Source organism: Millisia brevis NBRC 105863, assembly GCF_001552615.1.
Lineage (GTDB): Bacteria > Actinomycetota > Actinomycetes > Mycobacteriales > Mycobacteriaceae > Millisia > Millisia brevis.
Genome location: NZ_BCRN01000005.1, coordinates 250,335 through 274,695 on the forward strand (window position 1 = coordinate 250,335; position 24,361 = coordinate 274,695).

At 69.7% G+C, this 24,361-nt stretch carries 27 protein-coding genes; 12 read left to right on the forward strand and 15 right to left on the reverse strand.

Features of this window, described 5'->3' with window-relative positions; genetic code table 11:
- The first annotated feature begins 33 nt into the window (after positions 1 to 33).
- Genes uraD through pucL form a run of 3 tightly spaced genes read left to right on the forward strand, consistent with a single transcriptional unit; the run spans position 34 to position 1,848 of the window.
- Positions 34 to 528: a 2-oxo-4-hydroxy-4-carboxy-5-ureidoimidazoline decarboxylase gene (gene uraD, locus MB1_RS09390; protein ID WP_066906048.1), complete on the forward strand. Its 495-nt coding sequence runs from the start codon at positions 34 to 36 to the stop codon at positions 526 to 528.
- 52 nt (positions 529 to 580) lie between these two features.
- A complete protein-coding gene (uraH, locus tag MB1_RS09395) occupies positions 581 to 913 on the forward strand; it encodes a hydroxyisourate hydrolase (RefSeq protein ID WP_066906050.1) in 333 nt (110 codons plus the stop codon).
- Positions 914 to 942: 29 nt separating this feature from the next.
- Positions 943 to 1,848 (forward strand): factor-independent urate hydroxylase, encoded by a 906-nt coding sequence (gene pucL / locus MB1_RS09400; protein WP_439646933.1) that lies wholly within the window; start codon positions 943 to 945, stop codon positions 1,846 to 1,848.
- Positions 1,849 to 1,894: 46 nt separating this feature from the next.
- Here pucL and MB1_RS09405 read toward each other — a convergent pair whose 3' ends face one another.
- The 4 genes from MB1_RS09405 to MB1_RS09420 form a co-directional block, all read right to left on the reverse strand.
- Positions 1,895 to 3,556, reverse strand: coding sequence for an HNH endonuclease signature motif containing protein (locus MB1_RS09405; RefSeq protein WP_066906054.1), 1,662 nt, complete (start codon positions 3,554 to 3,556; stop codon positions 1,895 to 1,897).
- A 65-nt stretch (positions 3,557 to 3,621) separates the two neighbouring features.
- Positions 3,622 to 4,092 (reverse strand): hemerythrin domain-containing protein, encoded by a 471-nt coding sequence (locus MB1_RS09410; RefSeq protein ID WP_066906056.1) that lies wholly within the window; start codon positions 4,090 to 4,092, stop codon positions 3,622 to 3,624.
- Positions 4,093 to 4,240: 148 nt separating this feature from the next.
- A complete protein-coding gene (poxB, locus tag MB1_RS09415) occupies positions 4,241 to 5,974 on the reverse strand; it encodes a ubiquinone-dependent pyruvate dehydrogenase (RefSeq protein ID WP_066906058.1) in 1,734 nt (577 codons plus the stop codon).
- 14 nt (positions 5,975 to 5,988) lie between these two features.
- On the reverse strand, positions 5,989 to 6,843 hold the full coding sequence (locus tag MB1_RS09420) for an aldo/keto reductase (protein ID WP_066906060.1): 855 nt from the start codon (positions 6,841 to 6,843) through the stop codon (positions 5,989 to 5,991).
- Positions 6,844 to 7,048: 205 nt separating this feature from the next.
- Between MB1_RS09420 and MB1_RS25610 the strand changes: the two genes are divergently transcribed.
- The gene (locus tag MB1_RS25610; RefSeq protein WP_157083981.1) at positions 7,049 to 7,474 is read left to right on the forward strand and encodes a hypothetical protein; all 426 of its coding nucleotides are present in this window, start codon (positions 7,049 to 7,051) and stop codon (positions 7,472 to 7,474) included.
- A 19-nt stretch (positions 7,475 to 7,493) separates the two neighbouring features.
- Here MB1_RS25610 and MB1_RS09430 read toward each other — a convergent pair whose 3' ends face one another.
- Both MB1_RS09430 and MB1_RS09435 read right to left on the reverse strand, forming a co-directional pair.
- Positions 7,494 to 7,874 carry an ArsR/SmtB family transcription factor gene (locus MB1_RS09430; protein ID WP_066906062.1) on the reverse strand — a complete coding sequence of 127 codons (381 nt, stop codon included), beginning with the start codon at positions 7,872 to 7,874 and terminating at the stop codon, positions 7,494 to 7,496.
- 4 nt (positions 7,875 to 7,878) lie between these two features.
- Complete coding sequence (locus MB1_RS09435; RefSeq protein ID WP_066906064.1) at positions 7,879 to 8,487, reverse strand: SRPBCC family protein; 609 nt, start codon at positions 8,485 to 8,487, stop codon at positions 7,879 to 7,881.
- Positions 8,488 to 8,658: 171 nt separating this feature from the next.
- Between MB1_RS09435 and MB1_RS09440 the strand changes: the two genes are divergently transcribed.
- Both MB1_RS09440 and MB1_RS09445 read left to right on the forward strand, forming a co-directional pair.
- On the forward strand, positions 8,659 to 9,465 hold the full coding sequence (locus tag MB1_RS09440; protein ID WP_174531944.1) for a DUF2786 domain-containing protein: 807 nt from the start codon (positions 8,659 to 8,661) through the stop codon (positions 9,463 to 9,465).
- Positions 9,466 to 9,605: 140 nt separating this feature from the next.
- Positions 9,606 to 10,124, forward strand: a complete 519-nt coding sequence (locus tag MB1_RS09445) for a TIGR04338 family metallohydrolase (protein ID WP_084351295.1) — start codon at positions 9,606 to 9,608, stop codon at positions 10,122 to 10,124.
- Between the two features lie 61 nt (positions 10,125 to 10,185).
- On the opposite strand, the gene MB1_RS09450 is transcribed toward MB1_RS09445, so the two are convergent.
- Entirely contained in the window at positions 10,186 to 11,571 is a 1,386-nt protein-coding gene (locus MB1_RS09450) for a dihydrolipoyl dehydrogenase family protein (RefSeq protein WP_066906304.1), read from the reverse strand.
- 68 nt (positions 11,572 to 11,639) lie between these two features.
- Between MB1_RS09450 and MB1_RS09455 the strand changes: the two genes are divergently transcribed.
- The 3 genes from MB1_RS09455 to MB1_RS09465 all read left to right on the forward strand — a co-directional run bounded on the left by MB1_RS09455 (position 11,640) and on the right by MB1_RS09465 (position 14,746).
- Positions 11,640 to 12,212, forward strand: coding sequence for a putative glycolipid-binding domain-containing protein (locus MB1_RS09455; RefSeq protein WP_066906066.1), 573 nt, complete (start codon positions 11,640 to 11,642; stop codon positions 12,210 to 12,212).
- A gap of 52 nt (positions 12,213 to 12,264) precedes the next feature.
- Positions 12,265 to 12,885, forward strand: a complete 621-nt coding sequence (locus MB1_RS09460) for a hypothetical protein (RefSeq protein ID WP_157083982.1) — start codon at positions 12,265 to 12,267, stop codon at positions 12,883 to 12,885.
- Between the two features lie 85 nt (positions 12,886 to 12,970).
- The gene (locus MB1_RS09465; protein WP_066906070.1) at positions 12,971 to 14,746 is read left to right on the forward strand and encodes an acyl-CoA dehydrogenase; all 1,776 of its coding nucleotides are present in this window, start codon (positions 12,971 to 12,973) and stop codon (positions 14,744 to 14,746) included.
- A gap of 10 nt (positions 14,747 to 14,756) precedes the next feature.
- On the opposite strand, the gene MB1_RS09470 is transcribed toward MB1_RS09465, so the two are convergent.
- On the reverse strand, positions 14,757 to 15,146 hold the full coding sequence (locus MB1_RS09470) for a PPOX class F420-dependent oxidoreductase (protein ID WP_066906071.1): 390 nt from the start codon (positions 15,144 to 15,146) through the stop codon (positions 14,757 to 14,759).
- Positions 15,147 to 15,209: 63 nt separating this feature from the next.
- On the opposite strand from MB1_RS09470, the gene MB1_RS09475 reads away from it, so the two are divergent.
- Positions 15,210 to 15,656, forward strand: coding sequence for a MarR family winged helix-turn-helix transcriptional regulator (locus tag MB1_RS09475; protein WP_157083983.1), 447 nt, complete (start codon positions 15,210 to 15,212; stop codon positions 15,654 to 15,656).
- Between the two features lie 18 nt (positions 15,657 to 15,674).
- On the opposite strand, the gene MB1_RS09480 is transcribed toward MB1_RS09475, so the two are convergent.
- The 3 genes from MB1_RS09480 to MB1_RS09490 all read right to left on the reverse strand — a co-directional run bounded on the left by MB1_RS09480 (position 15,675) and on the right by MB1_RS09490 (position 18,119).
- Positions 15,675 to 16,196 (reverse strand): SRPBCC family protein, encoded by a 522-nt coding sequence (locus MB1_RS09480; protein WP_066906075.1) that lies wholly within the window; start codon positions 16,194 to 16,196, stop codon positions 15,675 to 15,677.
- A 31-nt stretch (positions 16,197 to 16,227) separates the two neighbouring features.
- Entirely contained in the window at positions 16,228 to 17,331 is a 1,104-nt protein-coding gene (locus tag MB1_RS09485) for a DNA alkylation repair protein (RefSeq protein ID WP_066906077.1), read from the reverse strand.
- Between the two features lie 68 nt (positions 17,332 to 17,399).
- On the reverse strand, positions 17,400 to 18,119 hold the full coding sequence (locus MB1_RS09490; RefSeq protein WP_066906080.1) for a LysR family transcriptional regulator substrate-binding protein: 720 nt from the start codon (positions 18,117 to 18,119) through the stop codon (positions 17,400 to 17,402).
- A 274-nt stretch (positions 18,120 to 18,393) separates the two neighbouring features.
- On the opposite strand from MB1_RS09490, the gene MB1_RS09495 reads away from it, so the two are divergent.
- On the forward strand, positions 18,394 to 19,893 hold the full coding sequence (locus MB1_RS09495; RefSeq protein ID WP_084351299.1) for an alpha/beta hydrolase: 1,500 nt from the start codon (positions 18,394 to 18,396) through the stop codon (positions 19,891 to 19,893).
- Between the two features lie 41 nt (positions 19,894 to 19,934).
- Here the strand turns inward: MB1_RS09495 and MB1_RS09500 are convergent, their stop codons facing one another.
- From MB1_RS09500 to MB1_RS09510, 3 genes are read right to left on the reverse strand one after another with little or no spacing between them, the layout of a single operon-like run.
- Positions 19,935 to 21,257, reverse strand: coding sequence for an MFS transporter (locus MB1_RS09500; protein ID WP_084351301.1), 1,323 nt, complete (start codon positions 21,255 to 21,257; stop codon positions 19,935 to 19,937).
- Complete coding sequence (locus MB1_RS09505) at positions 21,254 to 21,904, reverse strand: GntR family transcriptional regulator (protein ID WP_066906082.1); 651 nt, start codon at positions 21,902 to 21,904, stop codon at positions 21,254 to 21,256. Before MB1_RS09505 ends, MB1_RS09500 begins: the two co-directional genes overlap by 4 nt.
- Before the next feature lie 16 nt (positions 21,905 to 21,920).
- The gene (locus MB1_RS09510) at positions 21,921 to 22,283 is read right to left on the reverse strand and encodes a hypothetical protein (protein ID WP_066906084.1); all 363 of its coding nucleotides are present in this window, start codon (positions 22,281 to 22,283) and stop codon (positions 21,921 to 21,923) included.
- An 84-nt stretch (positions 22,284 to 22,367) separates the two neighbouring features.
- Between MB1_RS09510 and MB1_RS09520 the strand changes: the two genes are divergently transcribed.
- Positions 22,368 to 23,120, forward strand: a complete 753-nt coding sequence (locus tag MB1_RS09520; RefSeq protein WP_157083984.1) for a TetR/AcrR family transcriptional regulator — start codon at positions 22,368 to 22,370, stop codon at positions 23,118 to 23,120.
- A gap of 16 nt (positions 23,121 to 23,136) precedes the next feature.
- Here the strand turns inward: MB1_RS09520 and MB1_RS09525 are convergent, their stop codons facing one another.
- Positions 23,137 to 24,351: an MFS transporter gene (locus tag MB1_RS09525; protein ID WP_066906091.1), complete on the reverse strand. Its 1,215-nt coding sequence runs from the start codon at positions 24,349 to 24,351 to the stop codon at positions 23,137 to 23,139.
- Positions 24,352 to 24,361 lie beyond the last annotated feature (10 nt).

Consider the following 24,361-nt stretch of genomic DNA (forward strand, 5'->3'; position numbering starts at 1 on the left):
TTAACGCCCAAGCGCCGCCCGAGAAGGAGCCCGATGACGATCGACGAGTTCAACGCCCTCGACCCCGAGGCCGCCGTCGCCCTCGTGCTCACCACCGCGCGCGTCTCGTCCTGGGCCGACGCCGTCGTCGCCGCTCGGCCGTACGCGTCGGCCGAGGCGCTGATCGCCGCCGCCCGCGATCTCGGCCGCAGCTGGGGCGCCGCCGAGGTCGACGAGGCGATGGCCGCGCACCCGCGGATCGGCGAGGCACCCACCGGACAGGGTGTCGACGCCGACCACTCCCGCAAGGAGCAGTCGTCGATGGCGGGCGCCGATCCCGCGGTCGCCGCCGGGATCGCCGACGGCAACATCGCCTACGAGCGGACCTTCGGACGCGTCTTCCTCATCCGTGCAGCGGGGCGGACGCCGGAGGAAATCCTCGGCGCTCTGCGGCTGCGGTTGCGCAATGACCCGGAGACCGAAACGCTGGTGGTCGCCGGAGAGCTTCTCAATATCGCCGAACTGCGACTCCAGCAGGCCCTCGCCTGATCGAGTCGATCGACCACCGGACCCACTCGACCCGCTCGACGGAAGGACGGCCGTGACGCGCAGCCACGTCACCACCCACGTTCTCGACACCACCAGCGGCAAACCCGCCGACGGGGTCGAGGTCGAATTGCTCGGGCCCGATGGGCCGATCGCCGAGGGTGTCACCGACGCCGACGGGCGGGTCGCCTCGCTCGGCCCGGACGTCCTGCCCGCCGGAACGTACGAACTGCGCCTGGCCACCGGCGCCTGGTTCGAACGGCACGGCGTCGAAGCCTTCCACCCGGTCATCTCGATCAGTTTCCGCGTCGGACCGGACCCGTCCGTGCACTGGCATATCCCGGTGCTGCTGAGCCCGTTCGCCTTCACCACCTACCGAGGGAGCTGACGATGTCCGAGTCCGACAAGTCCGACGAGGTGGGCGTGGTGCTCGGCGCCAACCGTTACGGCAAGGCGGAGAACCGCGTCGTGCGGATCACCCGCGATACGCCCGTGCACACGATCGAGGACCTCAGCGTGACCAGCCAACTGCTGGGCGACTTCACCGCCGCCCACCAGGTCGGCGACAACGCCCTGGTGGTGCCGACCGATACGCAGAAGAACACCGTCTTCGCGTTCGCCAAGAAATACGGCGTCGGCAGCCCGGAGGACTTCCTGCTCACCCTCGGCCGCCACTTCGTCGACGATTTCGACTGGATCACCGGTGGCTGCTGGCAGGCCGAGCAGTACACCTGGGACCGCATCGTCGTCGACGGGAAACCACACGATCACTCGTTCGTGCGTTCCGGACGTGAGACGCGCACCGCCGTGGTGCAGATCGACGGTGATCGGACGCACGTGCTCGGCGGCGTGACCGATGTGGTGGTGCTCAAGTCGACGGGCAGCGAGTTCACCGGCTTCCCGATCGACCAGTACACCACCCTGCAGGAGGCCACCGATCGCATCCTCGCGACCTCGGTGACCGGCCGCTGGCGGTTCCTGCCCGAGGCGGTGGCCGAGGGCCTCGACTACAACGCGCTCTACGCCTCGATCACCGAGATCCTGCTCGCGACGTTCGCCTCGACGCACTCGCTCGCGTTGCAGCAGACCCTCTTCGCGATGGGCAAGGCGATCATCGAGGCGCACCCCGCCGTCGCCGAGGTGAAGTTCTCAACGCCGAACAAACACCACTTCGTCGTCGACCTCGCCCCCTTCGGCCTGGAGAACCCCAACGAGGTCTTCTACGCCGCCGACCGCCCCTACGGTCTAATCGAAGGCACCATCCTGCGCGCCGGCGTCGAACCCGCCCCAGGCGCCTGGAGTGGCATCCCCGGCTTCGCCTGATGCCACTCGGCTTCGTTTCCGATCACACCGCCGATCACACCGCCGGTCAGAACGGCGGTGGATGGGCGGCGTCGTAGCGTTCGCGGGCCCGATGGTGGGCACGAGAGCGAACCGCGCGCAGGTTGATGACCTTGGTGTGTGCGGGCGTGATGTCGCGTGCGCGTGGTGGGCGTAGTTCGGTGAACAGGTCGCGGCCGGTGAAGGCGTTGCCGAGGAAGGTGTGTCCGGTCGGGGTGGTGAAGAAGATGTGGCCGAGCGGGGTTTGGTAGTCGCGCCAGCCGGGGGTGAAGGTCTTGATGCGGTGGTGGGGGCGGCAGAGGGGTTTGAGGTTGGTGGGGGTGGTGGCACCGCCGGTGGCGTACGGGGTGGTGTGGTCGAGGTCGGTGCGGTGGACCGGTGTGGTGCATCCGGGGAAGGTGCAGCACAGTTCGGCGGCGGTGGCCAGGGCGCGCACGGAGCGGCTGGGAACGTACCTGTCGCTGCCGGGAGCGGGTGTGGCCGGCGGTTCGGGAGTGCCCGGGTGGAGGGCGCCGGGTGGTGAGCCGGGTGGCAGGGCCGGTGTGTGGGGTGTGTGGATGTAGCTGCGGGTGGCTTCGGCGATCAGTTCGCGGGCGACGGCGGGGTCGATGACGCCGTGGCCGTCGAGGTAGGCGGGGGAGTTGTTCGCGCCGAGCAGGGTGGCGAGCGAGACGATGATGTGGAAGGTCGGCTTCGGGGCTGTCGGCGACGCGGGGCGCGGGGTGGAGGACCGCCCGTCAGCAGTGCTCCGCCCCTCGGCGCAGTCGGCAGGGCCGGACCGGGAGGTGGGCCTCTCGGCAGCCGAGGGCGCGGCGGTTGACGGAGTGCAGTCGGGGCATTGGCAGGTCAGGGCCGGTTCGTCGTGGGCCAGGGCGATCAACGCGTCCGCGCGGCGTTGGGCGAGAGTTCGGCCGTCGTCGCGGTGGACGGCGGTAGCCATGGCGTCGATGCGGGCGTTGAGTGCGGCGGCGCGGTCGGCGGGCAGGGTGCCGGTGATGCGGGATTGGCCGGGGATCGAGCGGTCGGGGCGGATCACGACATGCCGGTCGCGATCCCCGCGCTCGCGGTGCAACCGGGCCGCGTCCCGGTCGACCCGGACGATGAGGGTGTCGACCAGGTCTCGAAACCGGCGGATCGACATCGGGGCCCGCGTACCGAGTTCGACCGCCAGTTCCGCGTCGAGAGCTTCGAACAGGTCCGGCTGCACCAGGGCGGTGCGATCGATGATCAGCAGCATCCGGGTCAGATCGATCCGCCCGCAAGCGAGCAGGGTGCCGGTGCGGGGAAGTTGGGTGCACATCACGGTGCCGGCGATGATCAACCGACGCGCCCGCGCTGCGGGCACGGTCAACGCGGCGCCGATCAGGGCAATCGCCTGCTCGAGTCCGTCGGGGCCGAACCGGTCACGGATCTGCGCACCGGTCAACGTCCGCGCGGCGAGTTCCTCGATCGAGGCGACCGGCCCGCATCCCAAGGCCTCGTCGACGGTCGCCATGTAGGTGTGGTCGAGGTCTTCGTAGATCGCCGCCGCCGCTTGCAGATTCCGGTAATCCGCGCACGCGGTGATCGCGGCATTGTGGGTCAGGATCTCCACCAACTCGGCGGTCGAATGCGCCCGGTCCGCGGCGAGTTGCAACGCCAACCGAGCGGCACCGGTGTCGGTGTCGATCAGGGAAGCCGCCGCGGTCATACGTAGAACATACGTTCGAACAGTACGAAACGCAATACGTTGATTCCGGCACCCTGAAGCCCGCTCTACAACGGCCCGAGGACGCTGTCGGGATCCGCGTCGAGGGCCAGGGTGTCCAGGACCGTGAGCAGCGCCCGCTCCTCGTAGCGGAAATGGCTCTCCATGATCGCGGCGATCCCCTCGAGGTGTCGGTCGATCTCCTGCGCCGACGCCGCGTCGTCCAACGCCCTCTGCAGGGCCCGGATCAGGTAGTCGATCATCGAATGGTCCTGCCGCAGCGCACGCAGCGTGTCCGCCAACTCCGGATGCGCAGCGGCGATCGCCGGGAACAGTTCGCGATCCTCGCCCTCGTGGTGGGCGGTCAGCGCGGTGCAGAATCCGTGACAGAACAGCAGCAGATCACCGTGAATCACCATCGACGCCGCTTCGGCATCGAATTCGGCTCGGGTCACCGCCAAGGCCTCGCGCAGCCGTCCGTGCATTCTGCGCAGTTCATTACCCCAGGCCACCAGCCTGGCCTTTTCGCCCTCAGTCACGCGAGGGCGAAGGGTGCGACGTCATCATCGCCGAACTCCTTCGAATCCCACGCCTCCATGCCTGACACGGTCTGCCACCGGCACGCGACGCTCCCGCCAGCCTAACACCGGATCGGTGCCAGGCCGGCGGGCGAGAGATCCCGCGGTATCAATCCAACAGGCGCCGAACCAGATTCGTCTTGGCGAGGTCCAGCAGTTCGTCGCCGCGACCCGACATGACCGTGCGCAGTGCGTAGAGCGTGAAGCCCTTGGCCTGCGCGGCGGTGATCGCCGGGGGAATCGACAACTCCTGCCGAGCGGTCACCACGTCCACCAGGGCCGGCCCGTCGTAGGCGAAGGCATCCTCGAGCGCCCGCTTCAGGTCGCCGGGCTGCTCCACCCGCTCGGCGTGCATCCCGACCGCGCGGGCGATGTCGGCGAAGCTGGGGTTGTCCAGATCGGTGCCGAAGGTGACGATGCCCGCCGCCTTCATCTCCAACTCGACGAAGTTCAACGACGAGTTGTTGAACACGATGATCTTGACCGGCAACCGATTCTGCCGAAGGGTCAGCAGTTCGCCGAGCAGCATCGCCGCACCGCCGTCGCCCGCGAGGGCGATCACCTGACGGCCGGGGTAGGCCGACTGGGCACCGACGGCCTGGGAGATGGCGTTGGCCATCGTGCCGTGCGCGAAGGAGCCGATCAGCCGCCGTCGACCGTTCATCCGCAGATACCGCGCGGCCCAGACCACGGGCGAGCCGACGTCCGGAATGTACACCGCGTCATCGGAACTCAGGTCACTGACGAGCTTGGCCAGGTACTGCGGGTGAATCGGGTTGCGACCGTCGTCGACGGCCAGGTCGTCGAGCGCCTCACGGGTCTTGGTGTAGTGGGCCAGCGCGTCATCGAGATGCTCACTGCTTCGTTCGACCGTCAGCAGCGGCAGCAGCGCGGGAATCGTGTCGGCGACCGACCCGACCAGGCCCAGGTCGATCGGCGCCCGCCGGCCCAATTGTTCACCCCGAATGTCCAATTGGATGATCGTGGCATCCTCGGGAATGAACTGTTGGTAGGGGAAGTCGGTGCCGAGCATCAGCAGCGTGTCGCACTTCTCCATGGCCCGGTAGCCGGAGGCGAAGCCCAACAGCCCGGTCATCCCCACATCGAAGGGGTTGTCGTATTCGACAAATTCCTTGCCCCGCAACGCATGTACGATCGGCGCCTGCAGTCGCCGGGCCAGCTCGATCAGCTGGGGGTGCGCGCCCTGGGTTCCCGCACCCGCCAGGATGGTGATCCGTTCGCCCGCGTCGAGCAGGCGGGCGGCCTCGGCCAGGTCGGCGTCGGCGGGCCGGCTGACGGTGCGCGCGGCGCGGATCGGTGCGGCCGGCAGCCGTCCGACGTTCTTGTGCAGGAAGATCTCACCGGGGACGACGATCACGGCCACGCCGCGGCGTTCCACGGCGGTGCGCATCGCGATCTCGAGGACCCGGGGCAATTGCTCCGGGGTGCTGATCTGCTCGCAGTAGACGCTGCACTCCTCGAACAGCGACTGTGGGTGCGTCTCCTGGAAGTAGTTGCTGCCGATCTCGGAGGCGGGGATCTGCGCCGCGATCGCGAGAACCGGTACGCGACTGCGGTTCGCGTCGTAGAGACCGTTGATCAGATGCAGGTTGCCCGGGCCGCAGCTGCCCGCGCAGACGGCGAGTTCACCGGTGAGGCCCGCTTCGGCGGCCGCCGCGAAGGCCGCCGCCTCCTCGTGTCGAACATGTTGCCAGGCGATCGTTCCCGCGCGCCGGAGCGCGTCGGTGAAGCCGTTGAGCGAGTCACCGGGGATGCCGTAGACCCGCTTCACCCCGGACTGTTCCAGGATGTCCACCATGACGTCGGCCACCGAATCGGCCATATCTCGAGTCCTTTCTAGAATTCTTCGTAGGTGGCCGGATCCTGGCCGGCCAGTCGGCCGTCCGGGCGTCCGAGCGCGGTGATGGCGTCGACTTCCGCGGCATCGAGGTCCAGTTCGACGGCTGCCAGGTTCTCCAGTTGGCGCTTGTGGCTGCTCGCCTTGGGCAGCGGGATCGCACCGAGGGCGCGGTGCCAGGCGAGCACCACCGATCCGGGCCCGACACCACGGGTGCGGGCGATCTCGACCACCGCCGGGTCGTCGAGGATGCCGTGGCCACGCCCGAGCGGGCTCCACGCCTCGGTCGCGATGCCGTGCGCACGGTGATAGGCCAGCGCGTCGAGCTGCGGGAAGTGCGGGTGCATCTCGATCTGGTTGACCACCGGCAACTCTCCGGTTTCCGCGGCCAGTCGATCGAGGTGTTCGGGTAGGAAATTCGAGACGCCGATCCAGCGGATCAGCCCGGCGTCGCGGGCGTCGATCAGGGCGCGCCACGCCTCGACGTAGCGGTCCTGCTTCGGGTTTGGCCAGTGGATCAGATACATGTCGAGCCGGTCGAGGCCCGTTCGGTAGAGGCTCTCCTCGATCGTGCTGCGAGCCTGGTCGTACGCGTGGTGGCGGCCGGGCAGTTTGCTCGAGATCAGCAGCTGGTCACGGGGTACGGCGGCGCGGGCGACGCTGCGGCCGACGGCGCCCTCGTTCTCGTAATTGAAAGCGGTGTCGATCAACCGGTAGCCGGTATCGATCGCCTCGGTGATCGTCTGCGCCCCCGCCCGACCGTTCAGTTGGTACGTTCCGAATCCGATAGGGGGTAGCGCCAGGTCCACTCCATCCGCATCCTGCACACGAACGGTGGTCCGGTTTGTGGTCATGCGGTCTGTCCTTCCACTCGAATGCCGAGACGGACACGTCCGCTAACCGGTCTACCACTCGCCCGCCCGATACGGTCGATGTGGCGGGTTATCGAGGTGAGAGGGAATCGTCGAATCCCCGCGAGGTCCGGCACCCCGATCCCCGGTATCGTTCCTCGCAGAGGAAGGTTCGACCGGCCTACCCTGCGCGAAGGGAGTGCACACGATGGCCGACCGTAGGTCCGCATATCGCGACGCCGCTCAGGACATCATGGAAACCACAGCCGAGCACGCGGCGAAGATCGCCACGATCGTCAGCGGTGCGGTGGTCGGCGTCGCTCGCGAGGTCGGCGATCTGGTGACCGACGGACGTGAGATTCGCGACGCGATGCGCCAGGCGCGGCTCGACGAGGAGTCGGGCACGGCCACGGTGATCGACGCCGAGACGGCGGAGCCCACCCCGGCCGCGCTGGACGAGGCGAAGCCGGTGACGCCGGCCGCCGAGCCGGCACGGTCGGAAGCCGCCGAGCCGGTCACGGCAGAGGTCGCCGAGCCGGTCACGGCAGAGGTCGCCGAGCCGGTCACGGCGGAAGCCGTTGAGCCGGCACCCGCGGAGCCGGAAGCCGAGCCGGCGGACGATCCGCGCTCCTGACCCGAGCGCGTTCGCAGGGTCACCCCGTTCGCGGGTGAGTCGCGCGGTCGTCGGTGGGAGGCTCCTGCGCCCGGCGCTGCGCGCGTCGCGCGCCGCGGGCCAGTTCGGTCTCCAAGGCGTCGAGACGCTGCTCCCACAGCCCGCGGAAGGGCGCCAGCCACTCGTCGACCGCGCGCAGCGCCTGCCGGTCGAGCGCATACCAGCGGCGGGGCCCGTCGATACGCACGGTGACAAAACCGTTGTCCCGCAAAGTCTTCAGATGCTGCGATACAGCCGGCTGCGAGATGCCCGTCTCGGTACGAATCAGGTCGGCGATCGCTCCGGCGGTGACTTCGCCGCCGACGAGGACCTCGACGATGCGCCGCCGCACCGGATCGCCGAGGACATCGAGGGCGTGCACGGACTTATCCGCCGGTATAGAAGGCGACCGTCTTGTCGCGGCGCGCCTCGGCGTTGTCCTCCGTCTCGCCGGACGCCACCTCGGCCACGTACCAGGCCTGCCCGCTCTCGCGGATGAACGCGAAGACCTCGGGCCCCGGCTCCTCCTGAGCGATCGGCTCACCGGTGCGCAGGTACTCGCCGAGCCCGAAGAGCGACAGATCCCAGCCGATACCGCCCGCGCCGGCACCGTAGATGCGCCAATGCTCGGTGACGGGAGCCAGGTGCTCGAGCCGCAGGTCGGTCTCGGCGCCCGCGGCGGTGAGCGCGACGTTCACCCAGCTGACTCCACCACCGAATTCCCATGTGAGCGAGAAGTATTCGGGCGGGGTGCAGGTGGTGATGGTACCGGAGGCGTTGCCCTCGATCGCGTACCGGCCGCCTTCGTGCAGGTCACCGGAGACCGGCGCGAACCAACGGGGCAGCCGCTCGGGATTGGTCACCGCATCCCACAGATCATCGATCGGGTACGGGAACCGCCGCTCGACGACCACGGTGGTGGTCGGGGTGCCGTCGTCGTCGCTGCCGGTCAGAACGGTGCGCTGGGCCGCGCCCACGATGTCCACAGGATTCATGAGGCCAATATATCGACGCTCACTTATTTAAGTCAAGACTAAATTAGTGACCGCGAGGCGATACGGGCGGGTGTCAAGAGCCGAGCCGGTTGTCCACAGGAAGCCGGACGTTCATCCACAGCGATCGCAACAGGCTCGGCCCTGTCGCCCCGATCGTGAACAATGGTCGAAGTGACCAGCGACAAGATGCTCACCCGCATCGGCGGGCTGCTCCGGCAAGCCGAGTCGACCGATAACCCGCACGAGGCCGAGGCGTTCATGACCGCCGCCCAGCGGCTGGCGACGGCCATGTCGATCGATCTGACCGTGGCGCGCGCCCATACCGCCGACCGGGAACGCCGTCCGGCCCCGACGCAGCGAGTGATCGAGATCGGCGAACCCGGCCGCAAGGGTCTGCGCACCTACGTCGAGTTGTTCGTCTGGATCGCCAGGGCCAACGATGTGACCTGCGACGTCACCCGCACCTCCACCCAGGTCTTCGCCTACGGCTTCGACACCGATATCGACACCTGCCAAGCGCTCTACACCTCGCTGGTCGTCCAGATGGTCCGCGCCTGCGATCTCTATCTGTCCGAGGGGGGACATCGGGGGGCGGTCGCGCAGCGGGTGGTCACCCGCACGGTGCGCGGTCGACGCGTCCGCCGACTCGAGGACCGACCGCTGGCGACGATCACCGCCCGGCTGGAGTTCCAGTCCGCCTTCGCCGAGCGCATCGGTGCCCGGCTGCTCGAGGCGCGGCAGGAGACGATCGCCGAACGCGAACGCGAGGATTCGGCCGGCACCGCACTGGCGCTGCGCGACAAGGATCTCGAGCTGACCGACTACTACCGTTCGCAGTCGCGGGCCCGCGGCACCTGGCGCAACCAGACGGCGTCGTACTCCGCCGATGCGCGGGCGGCCGGAGACCGGGCGGGACGGCAGGCTCGGCTCGGCGGTTCGGCGGAGTTGCCCGGCGCCCGGGCGCGGTTGCCCCGGTAGGCGACGGTGCGATCGGGAAGACCGCTACCGGCAAGGCAGGGACGGGCGAGGCTGGGACGGGCAAGGCTGGGACCGGCCAGACTGCGACCGGGAAGACTGGGACCGGCAGGACACGGAATCCGGCCGACCGGAGGCCGCCGGTGAGCGGTGGTGGCCGGCGGGACGAGCAACGGCAGCGGGTGTACGACGCCGAGAGCCTCGTCCAGCGGATGTTCGATCGGGCCGACGGCGGGACCGGACGCCAGGTGCAGCTGCACGGTTCGACGATCACCCTGCCGGTGGAGCGCCGCTTCGGGTCGGTCGACTCGGCCGAAGACTATCTGCGCAGGGTCCTCGACCTCGCCGGGGTGCGCGCAGCGTTTCCGCGGTCGAGCGCGCCGGTCGCGGTGCGCACCCGTCGGGGAGCGACCGCCGCGCACTACGAACACGGCACCGCGACGATCGCGATCCCGGACGGGCGGGATGGCCGGTGGGCGCTGCGAGAACTGGTTGTCCTGCACGAATTGGCGCATCACCTGGGGGATCCGGACGCCGAGGAGGCCGCACACGGCGGCGACTTCGTCGCCCGAACGCTCGAGCTGGTGGAGATCGTGATGGGACCGGAGGCGGCCTTCGTGCTGCGCGTCGCCTACGCGGGGACCGGCGCCCGCGCCGGCTGAGTCCGCCTCACGCCCCGGACCCGGCGGGGTCGCCCGCCCGGGAGGTCGGGGCCCGCCGGGGTCAGCGGTCGAGCAGTTGTTGGACGGCGAACAGGACGTCGCGGTGGAAGGTGGGGAAGGCGTAATGCATGCCGGCCAGCGTGGTCAGCGGGATGCGGGTGTGCACGGCGAGGGTCAGCATCGAGAGCACCTCGCCGCCCATCGGACCGACCACCGTCGCGCCGACCAGGACGCTCGCCGCGGGATCGGTCGCGCCCGGTAGGTCCGCGGCCACCAGTTTGACCACGCCGTCCCCGCCGGGGCCGTGCAACCAGCCACGGGTCGAGGCGGGCACCGAGACCGTCGCGACCCGCACATCGAGGCCCTGCTCGCGTGCCTGCTGTTCGGTCAACCCGACCGACCCCACCTCCGGATCGGTGAACGTCACCCGTCCGACCGCGTGATACTCGGCGTTCGGACCGGCATCGGGAGTCAGCAGGTCGGCGACGGCGATATCGGCCTGGTAGACCGACACGTGGGTGAACGCCCCGTGCCCGACGACGTCGCCGAGCACCCACACCCCATCGGCGGCCCGCATCCGGTCGTCGACGGCGACCGTGCCGTGCGTCACCGTCGCCCCGACGCTCTCGAGGCCCAGGCCGTCGAGGTTCGGCGACCGGCCGGCGGCGACCAGGATCTCGCGGGCGTGCACCACCCCGTCGGCCAGGGTGACCGTCACCCCGTCGGCCACCCGGTCGACGTGGTCGATCCGAACGGCCGCTCGCGCGTCGATACCCTCGCGGGCGAAGACCTCCGCGATCACCGCCGACGCCTCGGGTTCCTCCCGGCTCAGCAGCCGCGGACCGACCTCGAGCACGGTGACCGCGGTGCCGAAACGGGCGAAGACCTCCGCCAGCTCGCAACCGATCGGACCGCCGCCGATCACGATCAGACTCGCCGGCGCATCCGACAGCCGCACAATGTCACGGTTGGTCAGCGGCTTCGTCTCGCGCAGACCGGGGATCGACAGGTCGGCCGGCGCGGTGCCCGGGTCGAGGATCACCCCGCGCCGCGCGAGGAAGATGTCGTCGCCGACCACCACCCGACCGGGCCCGTCGAGACGCCCGCGACCGCGCACCACCCGGACCCCGGCATCCTCGAGGGCGGCGGTGGGCCGGGCGTCGTCCCAGTTACGTGCGGCCTCGGCGACCCGCGGCGCGACCACCGACCAGTCGGCCCGCACGTCGACCTCACCCGCGAGATCCCCCGCGCGACGCGCCTCGGCCAGCGCATTGGACGCGCGCACCATCGCCTTCGTCGGAATGCATCCGTAGTAGGGGCATTCGCCGCCGACCAGGTGCATCTCGACGCCGACGACCTCGAGGCCGGCGCGGGCCAGGGCGGCCGCCGCCCGTTCCCCTCCCGGACCGAGACCGACGACCACCACATCCACCTCGACCTGCGTCATCACCACAGGGTGGCAGCCCCGGCCGTTTCGGGGGAGCGGGACCCGGAAAACGCCTATCGTGCATCGGTATGGAAACGCTCGTGCGGTGGATCGGCGAGGACGACCCGACGCGCCTGGACAGTGCCGCGGTGACGATCACGGACGGTCGGCTGTCGGCGCACGGCGCCCAGTCCTGCGCCGAATGGTCGCTGGCGTGGACGCTGGTCTGCGACGACGACTGGATCACCCGGCGGATGCGGGTCACCGCCATGGGGCCGGGGTGGTCGCGCGCCCTCGACCTGATCCACGACGACGGCTGGCACGCCACGGTTTCCGCGAACGGTGGGTTATGGCGTCCGGCACCGAATTTCGATGCCGACGCGTTGGCCGAAGCGCTCGACTGCGATCTGGGTCTGTGCCCGTTGACCAATACGATGCCGATCCGGCGGCTCGATCTGATGGGCGGTGATCGGCCGGAGACCCTGCTGACTATGGCGTGGATCGAGGTGCCGTCGCTACGGGTGATCGCGACTCCGCAACGGTATTCCTCGGTCGGCGGGGCGGTGCGCTACGAATCCGAACGCCGCAATTTCCACGCCTTCCTCACGGTGGACGAGGACGGCATCGTCATCGACTACCCGCATCTCGCCCGTCGCATCTGACCGAACGGCACGGCGACGGCGCCGCGGCGAGGCGCCGGCGGATAATGGCGGCGTGGCGGGAGAACACGGGGTGGCCCGAGCCGGAGCGGTTGTCGCCGTGTCGCTCGCGGCCGCCTGCGGGTTGATCCACGCCGGGTTCAACGTCTACCTCGCCGCATCGCTCGGCTCCGCCGATGCCACCTCCGACGAGTACGGGTTGTGGAGCACCGACCGCGCTCGACCCCTGCTCGCCGCGATGGCGATCATGGCGTTCCTGGTGGCGATCATTCCGATCCCCACCGTGCTGACCCGGTCGCCGAGCGTGCTGTTCTGGCGGGCGGTCTGTTGGCTCGGCGGCGGCTTTCTGGTGCTGTACGGCACGGCGAATCTGCTGCTGTCCCGCCTGACGTCCTCCGGGGTGGCGATCGTTCCCAGCAATCCGGGCTCCAGTCGGTGGGCCGAGGGATCCGAGAGTTTCGGCCCGTTGATCCTGACCGGACACGCCACCGGCTGGGATGTGCTGTTCGTGGTGTGGGGGTTGTCGCTGCTGGTGGCGCTGTTCCTCACCCGCACCCACGGGCTGCGCCCCGGCCACGCCCCCGCGCGGTCCCGCGCACGCACCGCCCGCTCCCGCGACTCCGCCGCGGACGGCAAGCTGTTCGGGATCGATCCGCCGTGGAACTGGTGGCGCTGAGCCGTCGAGGCCGAACGATAGGATGACCCGGCCGCAGGGTCGCGCCACACCTCGACCGTCCCCGGGCGGCGCGAGTGGAGGAAAAATGGCAGCGCAATCGTTGATCCTGTCCCGCCGCGACCTCGAGTTCCTGCTGCACGAATGGCTCGATGTCACCGCCCTGACCGAGCGGGAGCGCTTCGCCGAGCATTCGCGGGAGACCTTCGACGCCGTCCTCGACCTCGCCGAGCAGTTGGCGACCGAGTACCTCGCCCCGCACAACCGTGCCTCGGATCTCAACGAACCGACCGTCGGGCCGGACGGAACGGTTCGCATCATCCCCGAGGTCGGCCGGGCGCTCGAGGCGCTGCGCGCGTCGGGTCTGGTAGCCGGAGGTTTCGACGAACAGGTCGGCGGCATGCAACTGCCGTCGGTGGTCGGCCGAGCGGTGCTGACCTGGCTGCTCGCCGGGAACGTCGCGACCGCCGCCTACCCGCTGCTGTCGATGGCCAATGCCAATCTTGTTGTCACCCACGGAACACCGGAGCAGATCGAACGCTTCGCCCTGCCGGTCATCGAGGGTCGCTGGTTCGGCACGATGTGCCTGTCCGAGCCGGACGCCGGTTCGTCGCTGGCCGATGTCACCACCAAGGCCACGCCGATGCCGGACGGCACCTACCGGATCACCGGTTCGAAGATGTGGATCTCCGGCGGCGACCACGAATTGTCCGAGAACATCGTGCATCTCGTGCTCGCACGCATCGAGGGAGCCCCGGCCGGGGTCAAGGGGATCTCGCTGTTCATCGTCCCGCGCAAACATGTCGCCGAGGACGGGACGGTCGGCGAGCGCAATGCCGTCACCCTGGTGGGCCTCAATCACAAGATGGGCTACCGCGGCACGGTCAACACCCTGCTCGCCTTCGAGGGGGCGACCGGCTACCTGGTGGGTGAGCCGAATCGTGGTCTGTCACTGATGTTCACGATGATGAATGACGCCCGCATCGGCGTCGGGCTCGGGGCGACCGCGCTCGGCTACACCGGCTACCTGCACGCCGTCGAGTACGCGCGCACCCGCACCCAGGGCCGCTCGGTCCTCGACAAGGATCCGACCAAGCCGCAGATCCCGATCATCGATCATCCGGACGTGCGCCGCATGCTGCTGGCACAAAAGTCGTACGTCGAGGGCGGTCTGGCCCTGGGTCTGTACTGCGCCAAGCTGATCGACGAGGAGCGCACCGCCGCGACCCCCGAACTGCGGGCGCAGGCGGCGATGCTGCTCGACACCCTCACCCCGATCGCGAAGGCCTGGCCGTCGCGCTGGTGTCTGACCGCGAACGACCTGGCGATCCAGGTGCACGGCGGCTACGGCTACACCCGCGAGTACCCGGTCGAGCAGTTCTACCGGGACAACCGACTCAACCCGATCCACGAGGGCACCAACGGTATCCAGGGCCAGGATCTGTTGGGGCGCAAGGTGCTCGCCGGTGGGGGCGCCGGCCTGACCATCGTCCTGGACGCGATCGACGCCACGCGCAAGCGGGCCGGTGTGCTCGGCGGGGTCCTCGCCGAGCACGCCGACCAGCTGGGCAGCGCGTCCGCGCACCTCGCGAAGACGACCACCGCGGTGTTGATCACGGGCAACCCGGAGCTGGTGGTCGCGAACGCGACGTCGTATCTGGACGGCTTCGGGCACATCGTGCTCGCGTGGATCTGGCTCGAGCAGGAGATCGCCGCGCACGGCAAGTCGGAGAAGGTGCACGCCGGCAAGGCCGCGGCCGCCGACTACTTCTACCGGTACGAGCTGCCGCAGGTGTACACCTGGCTCGACCTGGTCGGCACCCTCGACCGCACCACGCTCGACCTCGACCCCTCGGTGCTCTAGAAGCACAGGGTCACTGCTTGCTGATCGCGGTGGGCCGCATCCGGATCACCACCCGATCGGCGGCGTCCGCGACCGGCGGGTCGTACGGCAGACCGTACCGGCGGGCGAGGGTGTCGAAGAACGCGCCCGTAGGGTCCGGATCGATGCCGGCGACCACGCCGCGCACCTCGAGGTACCGGTAGGGCTGGTCGGGATCGTTGATCGATACCGACAGGTGCGGGTCCTGCTCGAGGTTGCGGTACTTGCGTCGCGTCGAGGTGGTGGTGAACGACAGGTCGGTGCCGTCGTAGCTGAACCACATCGGCGTGACCTGCAGGGACCCGTCGTCCCGGCGCGTGGCGAGGTGCCCGCAGAGCGGTCGGGTGAGCAGGTCGAGATGCGAATCGGGGATGAGCGACATCCGTCTCTCCTATGTTCGGGACCTTATATATAACATCAGGGACCTTACATGTGGATGGGGATCATGCTGACACCACCGATATCCGAACGCCTCGGAATCGTCATCGCCGACGCATATGCCGCGCTGATCGACGCGAAGACGGCGGCGCTCGCCCCACACGATCTGACGGTCGCGCGCTACGCGGTCCTCGGGACGCTGTACACCGCCGACGGCTCGTCGGGTGCCGCCCTGGCCCGGGCCTGCGGCGTCACGCCCCAGACCATCTCCGAACTTCTTGTCTCGCTGGAAGCCGAGGGCCTGATCGAACGTCGGGCGCCGACCACCGGCCGGGCGATCACCACCCATCTCACGGAGTTGGGCCGGGCGCGGGTAGTGACCGCGGACCGCGACGCCGGCGCGATCGAGGTGGCCCTCGCCGACACCTTCACCCCCGACGAGCGCGCACAGCTTCGCGACCTGCTCACCCGGGCGACGCGTGCGCTCGAGAATCCGGCCGCCGGAAAGAGTTGAGCACCAAACGGTGTACGACTACCCGCCGTGCGGAAGGGCCGCGGCCAGATCCTCGTAGTAGCCCTTCTGCGCCGGGTAGTAGTCGTCCCAGTCGACGGCGTCCGGGTCCGTTCCGGCGAGGACGGCGCCCAGACGATCGAGGTAGTACTCCCAGCCCGGCCCGGTGTCCGGCACCGCGGCGGGGTCGCCGATGACGTGGCTGAACTCGACCGTCGTGACACCGTCGGACTCGGTGAGGTCGGCGATCAGCTGCCAGCTGCCGGAGCCGTCGGTGGTGCGCACCTCGAGCCGGTGTGGGGCGGTGCAGTCGAGGATCTCCGCGCGTTCCGACGTCTGGTTCTCCTCGCCCTCGGCGTTCATCGTGAAGTCGACGTGGCCGGCGGCGGGGTCGCCGGTGAAGAAGCCGATCCACAGCGCCAGCCGATCGGACTGCGCGAACGCCGACCAGACCTCGTCGATCGGTGCGGGGAAGTCGCGGCGGATCACCAACGCGTCCGTGTCGCCGTAGGGACGGATGATGCCATTGGGTGTGGGGCTCATGGGAATTCCCTCGCAGGTCAGGTATCGCGGGTCAGGTATCGGTGGTCAGCAGGAAGGGGGCGCCGCCGTGCCGGCGGCCGTTGACCTGGATCTCCAGGCGCTGTTCCCCCGGGTAGTAGCGGCGGGTGGTGATCGGGCGGATCGGGAAAGCCTTGCGGAAGGTGCGGGTCTCACCCGGCGCGAGCGATGCGGTGGACAGTTTGAAGACCTTGGGGGCGGTGGCGCCGTTCGCCTTCCGGAGATGCAGGACGAAGTCGACCACCACCGTCACCGCGTCGTCGGCGGTATTGGTGACGGTCGCCTCGAAGCCGAGGCTGTCGCCGAGCGCGATCTCGGTGGTGTCGAGGACCGGTCCGGTGACGGTGAGGTCATCGGGGGTGCCGAAGCCGAGCACCCGCAGCGCGCCGGGGTCCCCCTTCTTCACCAGGGTGCGCAGGGCATGCCGGACCAGCGGGGCGGTGGTGTCGTCGGGGTCGTCGAGCCAGCGGCTCGCGGTCGCGACCACCACCTCGGGGTGGCGGCGGCTGATGTCGTTGAGGTGGTTGGCCACCGACCGGCGCACCGATTCCGACGGGTCGCGGTAGAGCCGGTCGAGGACCGGCACGGTGCGGCCGGGATCGGCGCTGATGGCGGGAATCGCCTTCGCCCAGGGCAAGTGGGGCCGGGTGCCCTCGGAGGCGAGGCGCCGCACGTGCTCGTCGGGGTCGTCCGCCCACCGGGTCACGGCGGCCATCGCGCGTTCCGGATCGGCGATCAACAGGTGGCGGATCGAGAACTCCGCGGTCAACCGCGGGGTGAGCGCCGCCATCAGGTCGAGCCCGATATCGATCGCCTCGGGCGAGCCGTCCGCGGTCGCCAGTTCGGCCACCGCCTCGGTCATCGGCCAGATCATCCAGCCGCGAAACTCGTCGGAACCCAACGCCGACTCCACGATCGGCGCGAGCGCGGCCAGGCTGCCGGCCGCGGCGGCGACCGTCGTTCCCACCAGCCGCGCCCGTTCACCGAGCGCGAGGTCGCCCAGGGCGTCGGCATGGTCGGCGACGGCATCCCAGCGGCGTTCCGGGGCGACGGCGGTCAGGATGCGCGCCAACGCGGCGACCTGCTCGGCGCCGAGCAGTTCGTCGGCAAATGGCATGGCGGCCTCCTCTCATCGAGCAGCGTACGTGCCGCCGCCGACATCGCGATCGGCCCGATTCGGACCAGCTACGACCCGTCGGCGTCCGGGGTTCGGCCGAGCACCAGGGCATCGAACGATCGGCCGAGTTCCCCCTCCATATCGGCATCCGCGGCGGCCACCACCAGCGCCTCGGCCACGATCGATGCGGGCTCCCGATCGAGCACGAGCAGGCCGATCGACGGGTCCGGCTCGAGTTGCACCATCGGGCGGACGGCGTATCCCGCGGGGACGCCGAAGGCGTGCAGCCAGGGGTGCGCGACGATCGAGCCGATCGCCATCATCGCCATATGCGCGTAGAGGCCGCCGACCGTATCGGATTCGATGATCGGGCGGAAGTCGATACCGTCGGCGGTCATGCGCGCGTCGATGATTCGCCGATTGCGCATCGCGACGGTCAACGCGCAGAGCGGTAGTTCGGCCGCCTCGGCCCAGCCGACCACCGGTTGGCGCATCACCTCGAGATCCAGGGGCGCCACCAACGCGTAGCGCTCGTGGTACAGCTCGATCCGGCGGGTACCCGGCGGCGTCTCGGCGTCGAGATACGTTAGCCCAGAGGCTATTTCGAATTCTGCCAGCCGCCCGGCGATATCCCGCGAGGACAGCGACTCCACCCGCACGGTCGCGGCGGGGTTGGCGGCCAGGAAGGCGCGGGTCAGCAACGGAGCGGCGGACAGCGACGTCGGGATGGCTCCGATCCGCGCGGTCGCCGACAGACCCGCGCGCACCCGCCGCACATCCGCGAGCATCTCGTCGCGCTCCGCGAGGATGCGGTGCGCCCAGGCGACGACCCGCAGGCCCTCCTCGGTGAAGCCCTCGGATCGCTGTCCCAGTTGCCGAAGGGGCCCGCGACCAGGCTCTCGAGCAGTCGCGACGCAGGGAAGATCCCGAGAGTTGGCGCAAACGGGACGCCGAGCCCGAGCAGCGTCGCGGCGGCCACCGCCGGTAACCGTATTCCGAGCAAGTTCACAGCAAACGCGAAGCAACGCCGACCAGGATCGTTGCGTGACGCCGTGGACGCCGATGCGTGTGGCCGCTCTGCTTGCCGATGCCCTCGCTCAGGCACCGCAGCACTACCAGCGCGGCATTTCACTCCTGCAGGGCTGGCTGCCGTTCACCATTCAGATCGTCGCAGCGGTCCTATTGGTCGTGGCGATCGGCGGGCGGTCCCGACGCTGGCGAAGGATCGGAGTGCCGGTGGCGCTGGTTATCGGAGCGGCTGTCGCTGCCCGGGCGTATTGGTACATCACATCCGAGGGGCTGGCGGACGATCCGGCACCGTCGGCGGTCTGGGTATGGATCGGCCTGAGCGGGACGGCGCTGGCGGTGCTCGTCCTGGGATTCCGCTCGGCACGCTGGTGGCGTCGCGGCGTGTCGGTGCTGGCTGTCGCGGCGTGTTTGTTGAGCACGTCGGTGGCGCTGAACACCTGGGTCGGATACTTCCGCACCGTCCAGTCGGCATGGGGGCAATTGACCGCGGGACCTCTTCCCGACGAGACGGATATGGCATCGGTCCAGGCGCTCGCGGCGAGCGGTGTCGTACCGCCACACGGCGAGGTGGTGCCGGTGGATATTCCGGATACCGCATCGGGGTTCCATCATCGAACCGAACTGGTGTACCTGCCACCGGCATGGTTCACCAGCAGCCCGCCACCCAAGCTGCCGGTGGTGATGATGATCGCGGGCGAATTCAATACCCCCGAGGACTGGCTGCGCACCGGAAACGTCGCGCAGACCGCCGACAACTTCGCGGCGGACCACGGGGGTAACACCCCGGTTCTGGTGTTCGTCGACTCGGGCGGTTCGTTCAACAACGACACCGAATGCGTCAACGGATCGCGTGGGAACTCCGCGGACCATCTGACCGGCGATGTCGTACCGTTCGTCACCTCGACCTTCGGCACCAGCTCCGACCCCGCCAATTGGGGCATTGTCGGCTGGTCGATGGGAGGTACCTGCGCCGTCGACCTGACGGTGACGCACCCGGACCTGTTCAGTTCGTTCGTCGACATAGCCGGTGACCTCGGGCCGATCGTCGGCACGAAGGATCAGACGATCCAGCGGCTCTTCGGGGGCAATGCCGACCGATGGGCGGACTTCGATCCAACCACCGTGATCGACCGGCACGGTCCGTATACCGGTGTCTCCGGGTGGTTCGCCGTGTCGACCACGCCGGCGAATCAACAACACGGCGGATTCCGGCCGAACAACAACCAGAACCAACAGAACGCCGACGCCACGGGACTGGGCGGTCGGGATGCCGGCGGCAATCCGGACGACCAGTCGGAAGCGGCGAGTTCGCTATGTGGTCTCGGCCGCACCGAAGGTATCGACTGCGCCATCGTCGCGTCCCCCGGCAAGCACGACTGGCCCTTTGCCGCCGATACCTTCACCGACTCGTTGCCCTGGCTGGCCGGGGCGATCGGCACTCCCGACGTTCCTCGTATTCCGTTGCCTTCGGACTCCTCCAGCCCGGACACGACGACCGACGCCTCGCAGGCCGCAGCGACCGACGGCGGCTGATGGATGGACCGCCGGCGGATCGATCGGGGGTGTCGGGTCGGTCAGACCGTGTCGGATCGGTCGGGGGTGTCGGATCGGTCGGGGGTGTCGGATCGGTCGGGGGTGTCGGACAGGCCCGGCGCGGGGACGAGCCGGTGGCGACGGTGCCCGACCACCACGACGACCAGGCAGATCAGAGCGGCGACCATGCCGAAGACGAACATGTCGGCATAGGTGACGCGGATCCAGGTCTGCGCGATCCAGGCGAGGATCGCCGGCACCGCGAAGCCCAGATAGGACAGCCCGTAGAAGACCGCCGTCAGACCGGCCAGGTCGTCGGGTCCGGCGATGCGCTGCACCTCGAGCAACCCGGAGATCAGCGCGAGACCGTAGGCGCAGCCCAGCACGGTCGCGGCGATCAGCGCCATCCACACGGTCAACAGATCGGCGGCCACCGCCGCCAGGCCCATGCCCACCACCAGCATCAACAACGCGACCGCCACGCCGCGCACCCCGTGCGGGGAATCGATACGGCGGCCGACGGTCTGGATGATCAGCCCGGCGGATAGCGCCAGCAGGCAGCAGAGGGCGGCGAAGGCGATCGGGGCGGCGCCGGTCTGCGTCGACATCAACGCCGGGATGATCGCGTAGGCCGAGGCGGCGGCGCCGAAGACCCAGGGGGCGACCGGGGCGACGACCGTCAGGAATCGGCGATGGCTCGCGGCGGGGATCTTCAGATCGTCGAGCAACCGACCCGGATTCCTTTCGCGGGCCCGGGTCTCGGGCACCCCGGACAGCAGGACGGTCGCGACCAGCGCCATCGCGATGTTGACCAGGTAGGGCAGCACCTGCGGCCACGGACCCCACTGGGCGAGGACCCCGGCCACCCCGGCGCCGAGGCCGAAGCCGGCGGTCAGGCTCATCGCCGCGCGGCGGGCTCCGACGCCCGGGCCGGCGCCGTCGCGGTCGCTGAGCTCCTTGATCCAGCTGCCGCCGACGGCCATCGCCAGGCCGAGCGCGATACCGCTGAAGATGCGGCCGACCGCCAGCATCGGCACCGATCCACCGCCGATGGCGATCAGGGCCGAACCGAGCGCGGCGAACAGCGGCGCCGGCACCATCAGCGGTCGGCGGCCGAGGCGGTCGGAGAGCGGTCCGCCGATCAGCAGCGCGGGCACGATGCCGAGCACGTAGGTGAACAGCAGCGCGTCGACGACCACCGCGGACAGGTCGTCCATCTGCCGGTACATCACCAGCAGCGGGGTGAACTCGTTGCCGCCCCAGGCGGTCGCGAAGACGCCGAGCGCGACGGCCGACCAGCCGAAGCGGCCGATCCGACCCGTGGAGCGGTCGCGCGAGGGTGTGTTGGTGGTCGTGGCGGTCATCGCCGGTCTCCGGTCAGGTTGTGAACCTCGGTGAGGTGGCGGTCGAGCAGGGAGTCGAAGAGGTCGACATCGGCGGCGGCGATCGCCCCGAGCAAGCCGTCGTGGTCGGTGAAGATGCGCTCGGGCATTCCGGGGTTCCGGTTGACCGAGACGGTGGTCATGCGTCGATGTCGCTCGCCGAGGGTGACGAAGAAGTCCGCGAGCAGCGGGTTGTCACCGGCGGCGGCGATCAGCTGGTGGAACTGCACGTCGAGCCGGGCGAACTCGGCGAGATCGGACGGGTCGGCCGCGCGATGGGCGGCCAGGTTCTCGCGCAGCCGCTCGACCAGCAGCGCCGATGCGTCCGGCTGCCGCGCGACCGAACGGACCGCGTGCCCCTCGAGGAGTTTGCGGGCGTCGATGACGTCGGCGGCCTCCCGCTCGCCGATCGGCACGACCAGCGCGCCGCGCTTGGGGTACAGCCGCATCCATCCCTCGGTCTCGAGCCGCAGGAACGCCTCGCGCACCGGAGTGCGACTGACCGCACAGCGCGTGGCGATCTCGCCCTCGCTGATCAGCTCGCCGCCGGCGATCCCGTTGGTCAGGATCAGCTCCTTGACCTCGCCGTATACCCGCTCGGCCGCCGACGTCGGCGATGGATTCAACATAGACACAAGTTGTATCTTAAGCCGATCGATCGCGTTCCTGCACCGTGACGTACACCTCCCGGGCCAGAACGACCGTGCCTACCGCCGCCATCAGGGCGCCGAGGACCGTCATCACCGGGAAACGGCCGTCGATCAGCCAGGTCGCGACGGCGGTCGTCAACACCCCGAAGGCCATCGCATAGCCGACGAGCAGCACCGCGCGCGCCGCTCGCCACTCCGGCAGCAGCGCGCCGCCCACCAGCACGGCCGCGAAGATCAGGTCCGGGACAAGGAAGGCGTTGTCCGCACGCCACTGCCCGCTCAGCGGTATCCAGGCCACGGTTCCGACGGCGAGCACGACGGCGACGATGCGAACGAAGGTGGGGCCGATGCCGGTCATGTCTACAGCGTAGACACAGGTTTCTTGCCTGTCTACGGCGTAGACAACGTAGGGTCTACGCCGTAGATCTCGAGGGGAGGTGTCGTGTCGAAGAGCACCGGCGGGTCCGAGGACGCGTCAGCACCGGGCCCGGGCTCGCCGTCGGCGGCCCCCGGCACTCCTGCTTCGCCCTCGGCCGACCCCGGTTCGGCCCGGAGCACGCCCGCGTCGGCGAGGGGAACGCTGAACGCGGAGCACATCGCCCAAGCGACGCTGGCCCTCGGCGATCGGGACGGCGCCGCCGCGATGTCGATGCGGCGGATCGCCGCGGATCTCGGCTGCGACCCGATGGCCCTGTACCGGCACTTCCCGAACCGCACGGCGCTGCTCGACGCGGTCGCCGACCTGGTGCTCGCCGAGGTCGACCTGCCGGACCCGGCGGCCAGGTGGGATCGCCGCGTCGCGGTGCTGTTGACCCGGATGCGCGCGGCGGCGGTGCGGCATCCGGGGATCACCGCGCACATCGCTTCCCGACCGCCGCTGGGCGCCAACGGGCTGCGCGCCGGCGCCGTGCTGATCGGGGCGTTCACCGACGCGGGTCTGACCCCGCGCGATGTCGTGCGGGCGACCCAGTTGATGGTCGCCTATCTGAGCAACGCCCTCGCGATGGCCGCCGCCACCGGCGGCGCCCCCGACGCCCGCTGGCAGCAGGTCGCCGACGCCCTGGCCACCCCCATCCCCACGGGCACCGACCTCCCCACCGCCGACCTCCCCCCGACCGGCTCCCTCGAGCAGTTCACCTACGGCCTCGAAGTCCTCCTCACCGGCCTCGATCCCTCGACGATCCGGGAGGGTTAACCGCGCCGAGCGCGGGTCAGCTTCCACTTTCGACGACGCGGGGGAGCCAGGTCAGGGCCAGGAGGGCGGCTAGGGCGGTCATGGCGAGGACGCCGATGACCAGGCCGGGCCAGGCGGCGGAGGTGTAGGCGAAGCCGAGGGCCCAGCCGAAGAGGCTCGACCCGGCGTAATAGCCCAGGTAGTAGAGCGAGGCGGCCTGGGAGCGGGCCGCGGGATCGGCGATGACCGGCGCCCACCCGGAGGCGACCGAGTGGGCGGCGAAAAAGCCGGCCGTCAGCACCAGCAGCCCGACCATCACCGCCCAGAGCGCGTCGATCAGGGTCAGCGCCAGGCCGGCGGCCATGATCGCGACCGAGCCGAGCAGCACCACCCGCCGGCCGTGTTCGGAGGCGAGGCGTCCGGCGCGCGGGGAGGCGACCGTGCCGGCGAGGTAGGCCAGGAAGAGCAGGCTCACCGCCCACAGCGGCAGCAGGAACGGCGGCGCGAGCAGCCGAAAGCCCAGGTAGTTGTAGATCGCGACGAAGCCGCCCATCAGCAGGAAGCCCTGGGCGTAGAGGGCGAGTTGGCGACGATCGCGCAGGTTGCGGGCCAGTTTGGTCCACAGCGGCAGGCCGGTGTGCGGGCGATCGCGGCCGGGGGTGAAGCCGCGGGCGCGGGGGATCAGGGCGATGAACAGCGCCGCCGAGATCAGGCAGAGCACGGCGACGGCGAAGACGCCCCAGCGCCACTGCCCCCAATCTCCGAAGGGGCCCGCGACCAGGCGGCCGAGCAATCCGCCGACCGTGGTACCGGCGATATAGCTGCCCGCCGCCGAGGCGGTATGCCGACCGTCGATCTCCTCGGCGAGATAGGCCAGCGCGATCGCGGGCACCGCACCCAGGGCGACGCCCTCGAGCAGCCGCGACGCCAGGAAGATCCCGAGGGTCGGCGCGAACGGGGCGCCGAGCCCGAGCAGCGTCGCGGCGATCACCCCGATCCCCATCGCGGGCACCCGGCCGATGCGGTCGGCCACCGAGGACCAGGCGATCACCGCGATCGCCAAACCCCCGGTGGCAACCGAGACGCTCAGTGCGGCGGTCGCCGGGGTGACCCCGTAGCCATCGGCGATGAACGGCAGAACCGCCTGGGTGGAGTAGAGCTGGGCGAAGGTCGCGATGCCGGCGCAGAAGAGCGCGATCAGGATGCGCCGGTAGGCGGTGCTCCCCGGTAGATGCCCCGTGAATTCGCCCATCCCCCGGACG